Origin of the sequence: Actinocrispum sp. NPDC049592 (genome assembly GCF_040675465.1) — a bacterium.
Classification (GTDB): Bacteria; Actinomycetota; Actinomycetes; order Mycobacteriales; family Pseudonocardiaceae; genus Kibdelosporangium.
In genome coordinates this window covers 1-15,462 of sequence record NZ_JBFAPA010000035.1, presented here as the reverse complement: position 1 = coordinate 15,462, position 15,462 = coordinate 1, and the positions used below count along the sequence as shown (strand labels likewise).

The following is a 15,462-nucleotide window of genomic DNA, read 5'->3' as shown; positions in this document are numbered from 1 at the left end:
TAGGGGATGCCTGAGACCCCTTGGAGAGAGGCGATAACGGCCGTGCGACACCGCGCCATGCAGGTCCTGACTCCCGGCGCCGGATTCACCCTGACGTATGTCGACACCCCGCAGCCCAGACCCGGGCAGGTGCGGGTCACCGTCGAGGCCTGCGGGGTCTGCCACTCCGACGCGGCGATCACCGCCGGTGACGTCCCGCACGTGACGTTCCCGCTGGTCACCGGGCACGAGATCGCCGGCCGGATCGAGGCCCTCGGCGACGGCGTCACCGGGTGGGGGATCGGTGACCGGGTCGCGGTCGGCTGGTACGGCGGGGACTGCGGCTACTGCGACGCCTGCCGGGGCACCGCGGTGATGTGCACGGAACCGCAGATCCCCGGCCTGGCCTACGCGGGCGGGTTCGCCGACTCGGTCACCGTCCCGGCAGCGGCGCTCGCGCCCATCCCCGACGTGCTCTCCTCGGCCGAGGCCGCGCCGCTGGCGTGCGCGGGCGTCCGGGTGTTCACCGCGCTGCGCCAGAGCGCGGCCCGGCCGGGCGACCTGGTCGCGGTCGTCGGGCTCGGCGGACCCGGGCACCTGGCCCTGCAGTTCGCCGCCACCATGGGGTTGCGCACCGTGTCGATCGGCCGCGGCCACGGCGACGCGATGGCCGCCCTCGAACTGGGCGCCGACATCTACCTGGACACCAAAACCGACGACGTCGGCGCCGCACTGCGCGACCTCGGCGGCGCCGCGGTGATAGTGGCCATCCCGACCAACACCATGATGACCTGCGCCGCGATCAAAGGCCTCGCCGAGGGCGGTCAGGTCATCGTGCTCAGCACCACCGGCACCACCCTCGGCCACGCCCTCCCCGGCCCGAAACTCGAGTTCGGCCACTGGGGCGGCACCGCCCACGACACCCGCCAGACCCTGGAGTTCGCCGCGCGCAACGGTGTCCGGCCCTGGGTCGAGCAAATGCCGCTCGAACAGGCCGGCACCGCGCTCACCCGGATGGCCAGCGGTCAGGCCCGCTTCCGCATGGTCCTCACCACCACCTAGACGTTCGACAGGAACGCGTCCAGCACCCGCGTGCCGAACCGCAACCCCTCCACGGGCACGCGTTCGTCCACACCGTGCGCCATGGCCCGGTAGTCGAACCCCTCCGGCAGCCACAACGGCGCGAACCCGTACCCCGGGATCCCCAAGCGGGCGAAGGCTTTCGCGTCCGTGCCACCGCCCATGCAGTACGGCACGACGACCGCGTCGGGGTCCTGCGACCGGATCGCGGCGGCCATCGCGTCGAACCAGGGGGAGTCCACCGGGGCCTGGATCGCGGGCATCCGCGCCACGAACTCCCGCTCCACCCCCGGCCCCAGCAGGGAGTCCACTGTGGACAACAGCTCCGCCTCGGTACCCGGCAGCGTACGGGTGTCCACCTCGGCGATCGCGGTCGAGGGGATCACGTTGACCTTGTAGCCGGCTTTCAGAACGGTCGGCCTGGTCGAGTTGCGCACGGTGTTCTCGACCAGGGGAGCGGCCTTGCCCAGCCGCGCCAGCGTGCCGTCCACATTGGACAGATCCACCGCCACGCCGAGCGCTTCACCCGTGCGCTCGAGGAACGCGGTGACGGCGGGCGTCAACCGCACCGGCCACTCATAGGACGCCAGCCGGTCCAACGCCCGCACCAGCTTCACCACGGCGTTGTCGTCATTGCGCCGCGACCCATGCCCCGCACGCCCCGACGCGGTCAACCGCAGATGCGACGTGCCCCGCTCGGCCGTCCCCACCGGATACAACCGCACCGGCGCGCCGGAAGCGTGCCGCACGTGATAGGTGTACCCGCCGGACTCGCTGATCGTCGCCCCGCAGCCCTCGAACAACCCCGGATGCTCCTCCACCAGCCACTCGGCGCCATCCGCGCCCGAGTCCTCCTCGTCGGCCACGAACGCCAGCACGATGTCCCGCCGCGGCCGCCGATCAGAAGCCGACCAGTCCCGCAGCACCGTCAGCACCATCGCGACGAAGTCCTTCATGTCCGTCGCGCCACGGCCCCACACGAACCCGTCGGCGATCTCCCCGGAGAACGGGTCCCGCGACCACTGCTCCGGATCGGCCGGCACCACGTCCAGGTGGCCCTGCACCAGCAACGGCGGCAGGCCCGGGTCCGACCCGGACACCCGCGCGACCACGTTGCTGCGGCGCGAGGTGCGCTCCAGCACCTTCGGGTCCAGCCCGGCCGCCGACAACACCGTCGCCACCAGCTCGCCGGCCTCCCGCTCACCCGCGGACCGCCCGCCGCCGTAGTTCGTGGTGTCGATGCGCACCAGCCGGGAACACAACTCCTCAACGCTATCCATAAACACCCTCCACGGCGCCCGCCGCGATGGCGGTCACCACCTTGAACGCCTTCATCGCCTCGGTCATCGACGGCGCGTCGAACCGCACCCGCCGCACACCCGCCAGCTCCACCGTCGGCACCACGGCGGCCGCGTGCGCCAGATGAGTCGCGTCGAAGTCGACCTCGATCCGGTGCGGCGCCACATGCGCCGCGCCCCGCCCGGCCAGCTCCATCGAGTTGGCGGCGGTGAACCGGATCATCTCGGCAGTGCGCCGCGGCGGCACGCAGATCGCCGCGTACCGGCTCACGCACTCCTTCACCGCGACTACCCGCGCGGCCGGAACATAATCAAGAGCGTCCTCACAGGTCTTGTCGTCGCCGGTGACCAGCAGCACCGGCACCCCGTGCTCGGCCGCCAGGGCGGCGTTCAGCCTGCCCTCGCTGGCCCGCACCCCGTCCAGCCACACCCCGGTGATCGAGTTCTCCAGGTAGGTGTGCGCGAGCACCCCCTCCACCCCGGCGCCCGCGTGGTACCCGAGGAACACCACCCCGCCCACCCCGGAGTCGATGCCCTGCATCATCGACAACGGCTTGTGCCGGCCGGTCAGCATCGACGCCCGCGGGTCCAGCTCCTCCAGCAGCAGGTTGCGCTGCGAGGAGTGCGCCTCGTTGACGAACACCTCGCTCGCGCCGCCGTCGAACAGCCCCTCGACACAGGCGTTGACGTCCCCGGTGAACATCCTGCGCATCCGCTGCCACTGCTCGGTACCCGGTAGGACATCATTGGTGTAGGTGACGCCGGTGGCGCCCTCCATGTCGGCTGAGATCATGATCCGCACCAGGCCCACCGTAGGCCCTATGGTCACGTCTTGGCACGATCTGCCGGTACTCGTTGACTTCTCCTGCCGCTAGATGGTTATTTCTTCGCATTCACGCAGGAAGAGGTGGTTGACCGTGCTGGTCAGAGGGTGGCGGGCAGCAGTGCCCGTCCTGGTGGGTGCCCTGGTAGCGGCCCCGGTGATGACGCCGCTCACAGCCGGAGCCCAAGAAAGCAAGACACTGCGGGCCGGGGTCACCCAGGACCTCGACGCGCTCAACCCGTTCATCACCATCACGCGCATCGGGACGGACCTGACCAGGCTGAACTACGAGTACCTGACCACCTACGACCCGGCCGACTACCACCCGGTGCCGGCCCTGGCGGAGAAGTGGGAGACCTCGCCGGACAAGCTCACCTGGACGTTCACCATCCGCCAGGGCGTCAAGTGGTCCGACGGGCAGCCGGTGACGGCCAAGGACCCCGCGTTCACGTTCACCAAGATGATGACCGACAAGAACGCGGCCACCGCGAACGGCAACTTCGTGCAGGGCTGGGAGTCGGTCACCGCCCCGGACGACAGGACCCTGGTCATCAAGACCAAGGAACCCCGCTCCACCATGCTCGCCCTGGACGCCCCGATCGTGCCCGAGCACATCTGGTCCAAGGTCACCGACTTCAAGGCCGAACCGCCGCTGCCGCTGGTGGGCAACGGGCCGTTCATCGTCCAGGACTACAAGGCGGGCCAGTTCATCAAGCTCAAGGCCAACAAGGACTACTGGCGCGGCGCGCCCAAGATCGACGAGCTGGACTTCGTCTACTACAAGAACGTCGACGCCGAGGTCCAGGCGCTCAAGAAGGGCGAGATCGACCTGATGAGCCGGCTCGTGCCGGCCCAGTACGACGCGCTCAAGGGCGACCCGAACATCAAGCTCAACACCGGAGCGGGCCGCCGGTTCAACGAGCTCCTGATCAACCCCGGCGCCACCGCCGCGGACAACCAGCCCATCGGTGACGGCAACCCCGCGCTCAAAGACGTCAAACTTCGCCAGGCCATCGCCCTGGCGGTCGACTCCAAGACCCTGGTGGACAAGGTCTGGGGCGGCTACGCCGTCGAGGGCTCCGGCTACATCCCGCCCGGCTTCGCCGAGTTCCACGCCGACATCAAGCAGAAGTTCGACCCCGCCGCGGCCAACAAGATGCTCGACGAGAACGGCTACCCCAAGGGCCCGGACGGCATCCGCACCGACAAGCAGGGCAAACCGCTCAAACTGCGGCTGCTCGGGCACGCCGAGACCAACCTCGACGAGCAGGGCTCCAAGTACATCACCGGCTGGCTCAAGGACATCGGCATCAGCGTGGAACCACAGCTGGTGAGCGACCAGAAGGTCAACGACGCCACCACCGCGGCCACGTTCGACCTCGCCTTCTCCGGCTGGAGCGCCAACCCCGACCCGGACTACGTGCTGTCCCTGCAGACCTGCGCGGCCCGCCCGAACGCCGACGGCAAGGGCGCCACCCCCGACTCGTTCCTCTGCGACCCCGAGTACGACGCGCTGTACGCCCAGCAGCTGGCCGAGACCGACCGCGCCAAGCGGATCGAGATCGTCAAGAAGATGCAGCAGGTCCTGGCCGACCGGGCCAGCCTGGTCATCCTCGGCTACGACAACCCGCTCGAGGCCTACCGCGCCGACAAGTGGGGCCCGTTCACCACGCAGCCCTCCTCCGGCGGCGTGATCATGAACCAGCAGGGCTACTGGGGCTACTACAGCGCCACACCCGGCAAATCGACCGAGGCCGCGAACACCACCGAAGCCGGTGGCGGCAACACCGGCCTGATCGTCGGCCTGACCATCGGCGGCGTCGTGGTGATCGCCGCGGCGGTGCTGATCGTGGCGCGGCTGCGCCGCCGCGGCACCGCCGACGAACGGGAGTAGTCGTTGACCGACTTCCTTGTCCCCTCTGAGGAAGCCATCGTTGAGGCTCCGTCGCCCCGCAAGGGCGGCGGAGTCCTCCGCTATGTGCTGACCAAGATCGGCGGCGCACTGGTCAGCGTCGCCCTCGTGGTGGTGTTCGGGTTCCTGCTGTTCCGGGTCATGCCCGGCGACCCGGTCACCACCATGACCCGCGGCGTGCCGCTGTCGGGCGCCCAGCTCGACCAGCGGCGCCACGAGATGGGCCTGGACAAGCCGCTGCCCGCCCAGTTCGTGGACTACCTGGTCAACCTGCTGCACGGCGACTTCGGCCAGTCCTACGCCTACAACGCGCCGGTCGGGCACATCATCGCCGAACGCATCGGCCCCACCGTCCTGCTGGTCGGCCTCGCCGCGATCCTCGCCGCCGCCCTCGGCCTGTGGCTTGGCGTGAAGTCCGCCTGGCACCGCGGCGGCCCGTTCGACCGAGCCAGCGTCGGCACCGCCCTGGTGTTCTGGTCCTTCCCGGCCTGGTGGCTCGGCCTGATCCTGATGATGATCTTCGGCGGCTGGTTCCCCAGCGGCGGCATGCAGTCGGTCGACAGCCCCACGGCGCTCATCCCGCACGCCCTGGACGTCGCCCACCACCTCGTCCTGCCGCTGGTCACCCTCGTGCTGGTGATCTACGGCCAGTACCAGCTGGTCATGCGCTCCTCACTGCTGGAGGAGATGCATTCGGACTACCTGACCACCGCCCGCGCCAAAGGCCTGCGCGACGACCTCGTCCGCCGCCGCCACGCCGTCCCCAACGCGCTGCTGCCCACCATCACGCTCGTGTTCATGCACCTGGGCCTGGTGGTCTCCGGCGCGATCACCGTCGAGGCGGTCTTCTCCTGGCCCGGCCTGGGCCAGCTCACCGCCGAGGCGCTCAAGGTCAAGGACCTCCCACTGCTGCAAGGCATCTTCATCGTGCTGGTGCTCGCGGTGGTCACCATGAACCTGATCGCCGACGTCCTGCTGCGAGTCTTCGACCCCAGGGTGCGTGCCTCATGAGCAGGGAACCTTCCTTCCCCAACGCAACCAACACCTTGAAATCCGGAGAGGCGGAACCATCATGACCTCACCGGTGTGGGCCCGGCGTCGTGCGGCGGCGGGCAATGTCTGGCGCGAGTTCCGGAGCAACCGCGGCGGACTGATCGGGCTGGCGATCCTGCTGCTGTTCATCCTCGGCGCGGTCTTCGCGCCGCTGCTGGTCCCCGAGGCCGCCCTGGACGTCACCAAGGCCACCGGCGGGCGGCTGCAGGCCCCCAGCGGCGACTTCGTGCTGGGCACCGACGAAAGCGGCCGGTCACTGCTCGCGCTCGTGCTGTGGGGCAGCCGCGGATCGCTCGTCGTCGGCCTCTCGGCGACCCTGCTGTCGGTCGTGATCGGCACCACCGTGGGCATCCTCGCCGCCCACTTCGGCCGGTGGGTCTCCGCGGTGCTGATGCGGCTGACCGACTTCTTCCTGATCCTGCCCTCACTGGTACTGGCCATCGCGCTGGGCGTGGTGCTCAACGGCGGCCTGGGCACCATCGTGCTCGCGATCGGCCTGGTGTCCTGGCCGACCGGCGCCCGGCTGGTGCGCGCCCAGACCCTCTCGGTCGAGGCCCGCCCCTACATCGAACGCTCCCGCGCGCTGGGCGGCGGCCACACCCACGTGATCTTCAAACACGTGCTGCCGTCGGTGCTGCCGCTGGTGTTCGTCAACATGACCCTCGCCGTGGGCACCGCCATCGTCGCCGAGTCGACCCTGACGTTCCTCGGCCTGGGCAACCCCAACGACGTCACCTGGGGCACCGTGCTGCACGCCGGCCAGGCCGCCGGCGCGGTCACCTTCGGCGCCTGGTGGTACATCCTGCCGCCCGGCGCGGCCATCGCCCTGGTCGTGCTGTCCTTCACCATGGTCGGGCGCGCCCTGGAGACCGTCCTGAACCCGAAGCTGAAGGAGCGCCGGTGAGCACCCCGGTACTGCAACTGCGCGACCTGCGGGTCACCTATCCCGGAGGCATGCAGGCGGTCAAGGGCGTCGACCTGACCCTCCCGCCCGGGCAGACCCTCGGCCTGGCCGGGGAGTCCGGCTGCGGCAAGTCCACCCTGGCCATGTCCGTACTGCGGCTGCTGCCCAAGGACGCCGAGGTCTCCGGCGAGATCCTGCTCGACGGTGAGGACACCCGCACGATGAGCTGGGGACGGCTGCGCGCGGTGCGCTGGGCCGGCGCGTCGATCGTGTTCCAGGGCGCCATGCACGCCCTCAACCCGGTCCGCCGGATCGGCCAGCAGATCGCCGAACCGCTGCGCATCCACGCCAGCGTGCCGCCCGGCAGGATCACCGCCCGGGTCGCCGAACTGCTCGCCGCCGTGGAACTGCCCATCGACAAGACCGAGGCCTACCCGCACGAGCTGTCCGGCGGCCAGAAACAACGCGTGATGATCGCGATGGCACTGGCCTGCGAGCCGCGCCTGGTCATCGCCGACGAACCCACCACCGCCCTGGACGTGATCGTGCAGGACCAGGTGCTCAAACTGATGTCCAAGCTGGTCACCGAGCAGGGCATCGGCCTGGTCATGATCAGCCACGACCTGTCCGTGCTCGGCTCGGTCTGCGAGCGGCTCGCCGTGATGTACCAGGGCGAGATCGTCGAACTGGGCACCGCGGACACCGTCGTCGGCGACCCGCAGCACCCGCACACCCAGGCGCTGGCCGCCGCGTTTCCCACCATCGGGGACGTCGCCTCACGCTACGCGCCCGCCACCACCAACCCGGCCGGCCTGCCGCAGAAGACCGTGCCCGAACTGGGTGAACCTGTACTGCGCACAGAGGACCTCAAGGTCGACTTCCGGCGCCGCGGCGGCGGCTGGACGCACGCGGTCAAGGACGTGAACCTCGAAGTGCGGCAGCGCGAGATCGTCGCCCTGGTCGGCCAGTCCGGATCCGGCAAGACCACCCTGGCGCGCACGATCCTCGGTCTGCAGGCGTCCACGAGCGGCCGGATCCTGTTCGACAGCAAACCGATACCCCGCTCGTCCAAGGGCCTCAAGGACTACCGCCGCCAGGTCCAACTGGTTCTGCAGGACCCGACCAGCGCCCTCAACCCGCGGCACAGCGTGTACGAGTCGGTCGCCGAAGGCCTGCGCATCCACCGCCTCCCGGGCGACGAGCGCGAACAGGTCGCCGCGGCCCTGGAAGCGGCCGAACTCCGCCCGGTCGAGCGATACATGCCCGTTCTGCCGCACCAGCTCTCCGGCGGGCAGCGCCAGCGGGTCGTGATCGCGGGCGCCCTGGCGCTGCAGCCCCGGCTGCTGGTCGCCGACGAACCGGTGGCCTCGCTGGACGCCTCCGTGCGTGGCGAGATTCTGGCGTTGCTGCTGCGGTTGCGTGCCCAGCTCGGCCTCGCCGCCCTGGTGATCACCCACGATCTGGGACTGGCCTGGAACATCGCCGACCGCGTCGCGGTGATGTACCAGGGCGAGCTGGTCGAGGTCGGTGAGGTGGAACAGGTTCTACTCGAACCCCGGCATGCTTACACGAAGTCACTGCTCGCGGCGTTGCCGGGCCTCGCCCGTCTGGCCTAAGAGGTCCATACCAAATCCGGCCATACCGTGGTGGCGGATCTAGCACGACAGATCGTGACCAGCACCACGGGTGGCCCTGCAAGCACAGGTAGAGACGGTGTGTAACCTCCAAGACGCCATGGCCACCACCACAGATCCGGCGCCGAACCTGGAAACCACCTTGGGTGCTGACAACGCAGAGACCGACCAGACCCCGTCTGGCACAACAGCGACGGGCATGCCGGTGCGGACGATCGCACTCGGCACCCTCGGCACCTTCCTGATCCTGATCACCGCAGTCGGCGCGGCCGGGATCCTCGTGCACGACCCGGTCCTGGGCAACGGCCCGCTGTCCTGGATCCGGTACGGCCACGGCAAGATGCTCGCCACCGCGATCCTGTACATCGGGTTCGCGCTCGTCGTGTGGGCGTGGGTGCGCCTGGGCCGCCACGTACTGGCCGGCCGCGTCAACGCCCGCGCCGTGCTGATCGCCGCCGTGTGCTGGATGATCCCGCTGATCTTCAGCCCGCCGGTGTTCACCCGCGACGTGTTCTCCTACCTCGGCCAGGGCACCCTGCCACTGCACGGCTTCGACCCCTACCAGGTCGGCCCGGCCTCGCTGGAGAACATCCCGGACATCTCGCAGAACGTGCACTCGTTCTGGCAGACCACCCCCGCGCCCTACGGCCCGATGTTCATCCTGCTGGCCAAGGGCGTCGCCTCGATCACCGGCGCCAACGCCATCCTCGGCGTCATCCTGATGCGGCTGACCCTGGCCATCGGCCTGGTCCTGCTGATCTGGGCACTGCCCGGGCTGACCCGCCACCTCGGCGGCAAGCTCCCGGTCGCGCTCTGGCTCGCCGTGGCCAGCCCGATGACCGTCATCCACCTGTTCGGCGGCCCGCACAACGACATCCTCATGGTCGGCCTGCTCGCCGCGGGCACCTTGTGCGTGCTCAACCGCAAACACGTCCTCGGCATAGTCCTGGTGACCTTCGCCATGGCCGTCAAGGCCTCCGCGGGCGTGGCGCTGCCGTTCCTGATGTGGGTGTGGGCCAAACACCTGCCCTCCACCTTCTGGCGCAACTTCGTCCGCGCCTGCGCCAGCGTGTTCGCCCTCGTCATCGGCACCTTCGCCCTGGTGACCGTCGCCGCCCAGGTCGACCTCGGCTGGCTGCCCGCACTCAGAGCCCCGGCGATGATCGTCAACTGGATGTCGCCGCCCACCGCGGTCGGCGAGTTCCTGCACTGGGTCGTCGCGTTGTTCTTCAACGTCTCCAAGGACCCGTTCATCGCGGTCACCCGCGCGATCGGCATCGCCCTGCTGATCTTCATCATCGTCAAGAACTGGTGGGCCTCCCGCGAAGGCGGCGCCGAGGCGGTCAAGCGCATGGCCATCGCGCTGCTGGCCACCGCGGTGCTGTCCCCGGCGACCCTCCCGTGGTACCTCACCTGGGGCTTCGTCATCGCCGCCGCCCTGCCCTGGAACCCCCGCCGGCTCCCGTTCGTCGTGGGCCTCGCCGTGTTCCTCGTGCTCACCTACTCCCCGGCGGGCGAGGACCAGCTCTACAACTACCCGTTCATGGCCGGCGCCATCCTCGTGTCCATCCTGGCGGCCAAGTCCCTCACGATCATCGACCCGATGAACCTCTTCGGCCACAAACGCCCCGCCCTCGTCGACGTCGGCCCCGCCCCGAAACCCGCGGCCCCCGAACCCGACCCCGACAAGGACCCCGCCGTCAGCTAGTGCGCTGCCCGTGAACGTTGACCGGTCGTGACACGCCGGTCAGCGTTCGAGGGCGGGGCTCACGTCACCAGGCCGTGGCGATAGGCGTAGACGACCGCCTGCACCCGGTCGCGCAGATCCAGCTTGGTCAGGATGCGCGACACGTCGGCCGAACTGCGCGCGCAGACCCTCGCGGTCTTCCACGGCGAGAACCCGGAAAAGCTCATCATCACCGACGGGGAAGTCCGGTCCGCGGGCAGCATCCCGGTGGAAGTGGTCCAGCACGGCCAGCCGTACCTCGCCGCCATCCCCGACTACGGGACCGCCCTGGAGCAGGCGTGGGCCGACGGGCAACGCAAATGGCTGGGGCTCTCCAGCCGCAGTGCCTTGAGCACCGCGGCCACCAGCGGCCACTACATCTACGTCGACCAGCCCGACGTGGCGGTGCAGGCCATCCAGCGCGTCATCGCCCAGGCCGGAGCCTAGCGAGGGTCCGGCACACGCCTGGCCACGTCCGCACGGCTGGGAATCAGGCCAGGCGGCCTGATTCCCAGCTTGACACCTTTGGGTGGTTCAGAGCCCGTATCGCTCAATCCGGACGCCCGGATGTCGATGATCTTGAATCGCCCGGGTGCCGAGAGGATGTTGATGACGCGGACTGTGCTCGACGTGCCGTACCGCGACGGGGTCTCGACGGGGAGCCACCGGATGGCGGTGCCGCACGGGTTGCGGGAAGAGGAACTGATCGCCGCCACCGCCACGTTCCTGGCCCGCGCGACCGGCGTGCCCGATGGGGTGGTGGGGCTGCTGCGGCCGGGGTCGTGGGTGGTCGCGATCGGGCCGGCCGACTTCACCGACTGGATGAACGGCACGCTGAGAGCCGACCCCGCACGCGGCCTGCCTGTCGTGTTCGAGCTACAGGCCGACCTCAGCCAACGCGCCCCCGCGATCCCCGGCGCGGTCCTGCTGGTGCGGATCAGCTCCAGCGGCCACTGCGAATGGCACGTCACCCTGCCCGCCGAGGCCGCGATCGCGCTGCACGAGGAGTTCGGCGCCTTCCTCGACGAGATCGGCGGCCGCTGCGTCCACCAGATCATCGCCGCCCACGCCGGCACCAGACCGGACGCGCCCGCGGTCAGAGGCGCCGACGGCACGATCACCTTCGACCACCTCCACGACCGCACCACCCGCCTGGCGGGCGCGCTGGAGAGACACGGCATCAGCCCCGGCGACCGCGTCGGCATCCTGCTACCCAGAACCACCGACCTCGTCGTGGCCGCGCTCGCGGTGATGAGAACCGGCGCGGCCTGGATGCCGCTGACCCCCAACCGTGTCTGGGACCTCACCAGACAGGCCAAACTCGTCCTCACCGACTCACGGCTGACCAGACACGTCCACGGCGTGCCCCGCGTGAAGATGGACCGGCTCCGGCTGGCCACCGTCACGCCGGGAACCGACCACGCCTGGCTCTCCCTGCCCGCCACCGCCGACAAAACCCACCAGCACTTCGTCGACGGCCTCGCCGGGGACGAGGTGTTCGGGCCGCTGTCGCTGGGGGAGACCGCGCATCTGCTGCCCCTCGAAGTGCGCCGCGCTGGGTGACCGACCCTGCACACAGGGTTGCCGATCTTGGGTGTTAGGTTGCCGCGGTGCAGTCGAAAACCCGCACCATCGGCCGGGACGGCCCGTCGTTCATCGAGGTCGCGCGCCGCGCCCAGATCGTGGAGTGCGCGATCGACACCATCGCGACCCTCGGCTACGCCCAGGCGTCACTGCACCAGATCGCCGAACGCGCCGGGATCTCCAAGAGCGTGATCTCCTACCACTTCGCCGGCAAGGACGAGCTCATCCAGCAGGTGATCGACGACGTCAGCGCGGCCGGCGCGGCCGCGATGTGGCCGCGCGTGCAGGCCGAGACCACCTCCGCGGGCATGCTGCGCGCCTACATCCACTCGCACATCGAGTTCATGCGCACCCACCCCAAGCACGTCGCCGCGGTCACCGAGATCTTCACCCACTACCGCAGCAAGACCCACGAAGCCGCCGCCACGCCCCTGGAGGAACGCCTGCGCCAAGGCCAGCGCGACGGCGAGTTCCGCGAGTTCTCCCCGCGCGTCATGGCCTGGACCATCCGCGCGGCCATCGACGAGGTCGGGCGCCGCTTCGTCGCCACGCCCGACCTCGACCTCACCGAGTGCGCCCGCGAACTATCCGAGACGTTCGCGCTGGCCACCAACCGTTAACGCCCCGAACGGGTGGTCCTGCCAGATCAGCCGCGACGCCTCCTCCGGATACGCGGCGACCTGCGGCACGGTGTCGAAGACCCGAACCAGGCGCCGGGCGTCGTACAAGGGCCAGCCGGGATCACCGGTGTGGGCGAACGCCGTCCACGCCGAGCGCATCTGCGCCGACAATCCCTCCGCGGACGGGTCGCCGTCGATCAGCATCGCCGCCTGGCTGCCACTGAGATTGCCGAACACCAGCGGCACATCCAGGCCATGACAGGCTCCGAGGGCACCGCCCATGCCCGGCGCGGGCCAGGTCAGCTCGTACACGTAAGCCCGGCCGCCGCCGGCGACCTGCGCCTCGGCCAGAAACAGCGAAGGCATCCGGAATATCCAGTCCGAGTTGACCACGTCGTACAGCTCGTCCGGCCCCGCGTCCGGGAACGCCTCCCGGTACTGCACGGCGCTGGGCGCGTAGACCTCCAGCGAGGTCGCCGCCTGCTCCTCGGTGACCTGACCGAGCACGCCGTGGATCAACGCCAGCAACCGGTCCTCATGCCGCGTGTGCCCGGCGATCAGCTCGATCTCCCGCCCCGCACCGGAAGCCAGCGCCTCCCACGGCGTCGCGGGCAGGACGTCGCCGTCCACGACCGGCGCGATCGGGATCTGCTTGTGCGCGGCCGCACCCCACCGGTCGATCCACTGGCCGAGCTTGGCGGTGAGCGTGTCACCCGCCCTGGGCAGCTCCAACGGGTCCACAGTGGACAAATCGGCCACGGTGGGCCGCAGCCCCAGTTCCCCCGCCAGGACACCGGCGATGTCGGCCGCGAGCTCCGGCGTGAAGAACGGCCCGGGCACGCTCTGCGCGATCGCGCGGCGGAACAACCCGGCGGCGCGCGGCATCGCCAGCAGCGCGGCCACCGACCCGCCACCCGCCGACTGACCGAAGACCGTCACCTGACCGGGGTCGCCGCCGAACGCGCGGACGTTGTCCCGCACCCACTCCAGCGCCGCGACCTGATCCAGCAGGCCCCGGTTGTCCGGCGCGCCCTCGATCCGCGCGAAACCCTCAACGCCCACGCGGTAGTTGAACGTCACCACGACCACGCCACCCTCACGCGCCAGGCGGGCGCCGTCGAACTCGGGCTGGCTGGACATGCCGACCATGTAGCCGCCGCCCTGGATCCACACCATCACCGGCAGCCCCGCACCCGCACCAGGGTCGGGCGACCACACGTTGACCGTCAGCCAGTCACCGTCGGCCTCCTGCAGCTTCTCCATGCCGAAATGACCCGCCTGGGGCGGCGGCGGACCGAACGACACCGCCTCGCGCACCCCGTCCCACGCCCGCACCGGTTGCGGCGCACCGAATCGCAGCGCACCCACCGGCGGCTCCGCGAACGGGATGCCACGAAAGACCGCCACGCCCTCCTGTTGGGTACCGCGCACTGTCCCGGCCGCCGTGCGGACCTCGGTCATCGGATTTCCTTTCTGGGCAACGCCATCAGCGAGGCAGATCCTCCAGGCCGGTGCGGGCGCGGCGCGAGCCATTAATCGCGGCCCGCCCGACCGGGACCCGAGAGCCGCCCTTTCGGCCGCGGCCGAAGCAATCGGCACGCATGATGGACCCATGACCGCTCCCGACCTGGCCCGGCTGGCCGCGTTGCTCGCCGACGGCACGCGCGCGAGCTTCTGCCTGTCCCTGCTGGACGGGCGAGCCTGGACCGCGGGGGAGCTGGCCCGCAGCGCCGGAGTGGCCGCCTCGACCGCGACCGAGCACCTCAACCAGCTGATCACCGGCGGCCTGCTGGTCGAACACCGCCAAGGCCGCCACCGCTACGTGCGCCTGGCCGACACCCGCACAGCCGAGCTGATCGAGACCATGGCCGCGCACATCCCCTCCTCACCCACACCGGTGAAAACCCTCAAAGCCGCAACCGTCGCCGACGCCCTCGCCAGCGGACGCACCTGCTACGACCACCTCGCCGGACGCCTTGGCGTGCGGGTCACCACCGCGATGGTCGACCGCGGCCTGCTCGGCGGCGAAGGCGGGTTCAGCCTCACCGACCCGGGCGCGCGCTGGCTGACCGGCCTGGGCATCGACGTCGAGAGCCTGCGCCAAGCCCGCCGGCCGTTCGTGCGCGAATGCGTCGACTGGACCGAACGCCGCCCGCACCTCGCCGGCGGCGTCGGCGCCGCGGTGTGCGGACACTTCTTCGACGCGGGCTGGATCACCCGAACCGGTACCCACCGCGCGGTGAAACTGACCGCCCCCGGCCGACAGGCCCTCCGCGAAGAGCTCGGCATAACCTGACACGATCTGACAGGTACCGCCGGGCAGGATGTGCGCCATGAAGGTCACCGCGAAGTTCGAGATCACCGCCTGGGAGAACACCGCCTACGAAGAGCCCGACGAAGGCCCGCCGCTCGGCACGGCGAACATCACCAAGACCTACACCGGCGCCGTGGAAGGCACCGGCACCGTTCGGATGCTCGCCTGCCAGGCCGGCGACAAACCCGAGGACGGCGCCGGGTACATGGCCCAGGAACGCGTCGTAGGCACCCTGGAAGGCAAGAAAGGCAGCTTCGTGCTGCACCACGGCGCGGTCGGCGACGCCGAGAACATGAACCAGTACGGCTACATCATCCCCGGCAGCGCGACCGGCGAACTCAAAGGCCTGAAAGGCACCTGCGTGGTCAACCACGGCGTACTGGACCTGAACTACACGCTGTAATAGTGGTCCTCGCTTCGCTCGGACGGGCTCGGTCACTGGAAGCCGGTCATCCGCGCTCCGCACCACGCGACCAGCGCCGCTCACTGCCTGCTGGGCGATCGGGCCGGGGCGGCGCTGGGCGTGTTGCGGAGC

At 70.0% G+C, this 15,462-nt stretch carries 14 protein-coding genes and 1 pseudogene; 11 read left to right on the top strand and 4 right to left on the bottom strand.

All coding sequences use genetic code 11. The features are described 5' to 3' along the window. Positions 1-6: 6 nt before the first annotated feature. The gene (locus AB0J95_RS50470) at positions 7-1,041 is read left to right on the top strand and encodes an alcohol dehydrogenase catalytic domain-containing protein (protein WP_364773835.1); all 1,035 of its coding nucleotides are present in this window, start codon (positions 7-9) and stop codon (positions 1,039-1,041) included. Here AB0J95_RS50470 and AB0J95_RS50465 read toward each other — a convergent pair. Beyond that, positions 1,038-2,339, bottom strand: a complete 1,302-nt coding sequence (locus AB0J95_RS50465) for a M20/M25/M40 family metallo-hydrolase (protein ID WP_364773834.1) — start codon at positions 2,337-2,339, stop codon at positions 1,038-1,040. The two genes, AB0J95_RS50470 and AB0J95_RS50465, sit on opposite strands and share 4 nt — an antisense overlap. Then, complete coding sequence (locus AB0J95_RS50460; protein ID WP_364773832.1) at positions 2,332-3,159, bottom strand: M55 family metallopeptidase; 828 nt, start codon at positions 3,157-3,159, stop codon at positions 2,332-2,334. Before AB0J95_RS50460 ends, AB0J95_RS50465 begins: the two co-directional genes overlap by 8 nt. A gap of 115 nt (positions 3,160-3,274) precedes the next feature. On the opposite strand from AB0J95_RS50460, the gene AB0J95_RS50455 reads away from it, so the two are divergent. The 5 genes from AB0J95_RS50455 to mptB all read left to right on the top strand — a co-directional run bounded on the left by AB0J95_RS50455 (position 3,275) and on the right by mptB (position 10,391). Next, on the top strand, positions 3,275-5,074 hold the full coding sequence (locus AB0J95_RS50455) for an ABC transporter substrate-binding protein (protein ID WP_364773830.1): 1,800 nt from the start codon (positions 3,275-3,277) through the stop codon (positions 5,072-5,074). 36 nt (positions 5,075-5,110) lie between these two features. Then, positions 5,111-6,103, top strand: a complete 993-nt coding sequence (locus AB0J95_RS50450) for an ABC transporter permease (protein WP_364773871.1) — start codon at positions 5,111-5,113, stop codon at positions 6,101-6,103. A 61-nt stretch (positions 6,104-6,164) separates the two neighbouring features. Next, positions 6,165-7,049: an ABC transporter permease gene (locus AB0J95_RS50445; protein ID WP_364773828.1), complete on the top strand. Its 885-nt coding sequence runs from the start codon at positions 6,165-6,167 to the stop codon at positions 7,047-7,049. 50 nt (positions 7,050-7,099) lie between these two features. After that, complete coding sequence (locus tag AB0J95_RS50440; RefSeq protein ID WP_364773869.1) at positions 7,100-8,665, top strand: ABC transporter ATP-binding protein; 1,566 nt, start codon at positions 7,100-7,102, stop codon at positions 8,663-8,665. 118 nt (positions 8,666-8,783) lie between these two features. Then, a complete protein-coding gene (mptB, locus tag AB0J95_RS50435) occupies positions 8,784-10,391 on the top strand; it encodes a polyprenol phosphomannose-dependent alpha 1,6 mannosyltransferase MptB (protein ID WP_364773826.1) in 1,608 nt (535 codons plus the stop codon). A 59-nt stretch (positions 10,392-10,450) separates the two neighbouring features. On the opposite strand, the pseudogene AB0J95_RS50430 reads toward mptB, so the two are convergent. Further along, positions 10,451-10,534 (bottom strand): annotated as a pseudogene (locus AB0J95_RS50430) (DNA-binding response regulator); the annotation flags it as partial. On the opposite strand from AB0J95_RS50430, the gene AB0J95_RS50425 reads away from it, so the two are divergent. The 3 genes from AB0J95_RS50425 to AB0J95_RS50415 all read left to right on the top strand — a co-directional run bounded on the left by AB0J95_RS50425 (position 10,524) and on the right by AB0J95_RS50415 (position 12,613). Continuing rightward, complete coding sequence (locus AB0J95_RS50425; RefSeq protein ID WP_364773873.1) at positions 10,524-10,856, top strand: hypothetical protein; 333 nt, start codon at positions 10,524-10,526, stop codon at positions 10,854-10,856. The pseudogene AB0J95_RS50430 and the gene AB0J95_RS50425 overlap by 11 nt on opposite strands. A 162-nt stretch (positions 10,857-11,018) precedes the next feature. Beyond that, positions 11,019-11,972: an AMP-binding protein gene (locus AB0J95_RS50420; protein WP_364773824.1), complete on the top strand. Its 954-nt coding sequence runs from the start codon at positions 11,019-11,021 to the stop codon at positions 11,970-11,972. A gap of 47 nt (positions 11,973-12,019) precedes the next feature. Next, a complete protein-coding gene (locus AB0J95_RS50415) occupies positions 12,020-12,613 on the top strand; it encodes a TetR/AcrR family transcriptional regulator (RefSeq protein ID WP_364773823.1) in 594 nt (197 codons plus the stop codon). Here the strand turns inward: AB0J95_RS50415 and AB0J95_RS50410 are convergent. Further along, positions 12,578-14,074, bottom strand: a complete 1,497-nt coding sequence (locus AB0J95_RS50410) for a carboxylesterase family protein (protein ID WP_364773821.1) — start codon at positions 14,072-14,074, stop codon at positions 12,578-12,580. The two genes, AB0J95_RS50415 and AB0J95_RS50410, sit on opposite strands and share 36 nt — an antisense overlap. Positions 14,075-14,225: 151 nt before the next feature. Here AB0J95_RS50410 and AB0J95_RS50405 point away from each other — a divergent pair, with 151 nt between their 5' ends. Both AB0J95_RS50405 and AB0J95_RS50400 read left to right on the top strand, forming a co-directional pair. After that, the gene (locus AB0J95_RS50405) at positions 14,226-14,909 is read left to right on the top strand and encodes a helix-turn-helix domain-containing protein (protein WP_364773820.1); all 684 of its coding nucleotides are present in this window, start codon (positions 14,226-14,228) and stop codon (positions 14,907-14,909) included. A gap of 37 nt (positions 14,910-14,946) precedes the next feature. Continuing rightward, positions 14,947-15,330 carry a DUF3224 domain-containing protein gene (locus AB0J95_RS50400; protein WP_364773819.1) on the top strand — a complete coding sequence of 128 codons (384 nt, stop codon included), beginning with the start codon at positions 14,947-14,949 and terminating at the stop codon, positions 15,328-15,330. Positions 15,331-15,462: the final 132 nt, after the last annotated feature.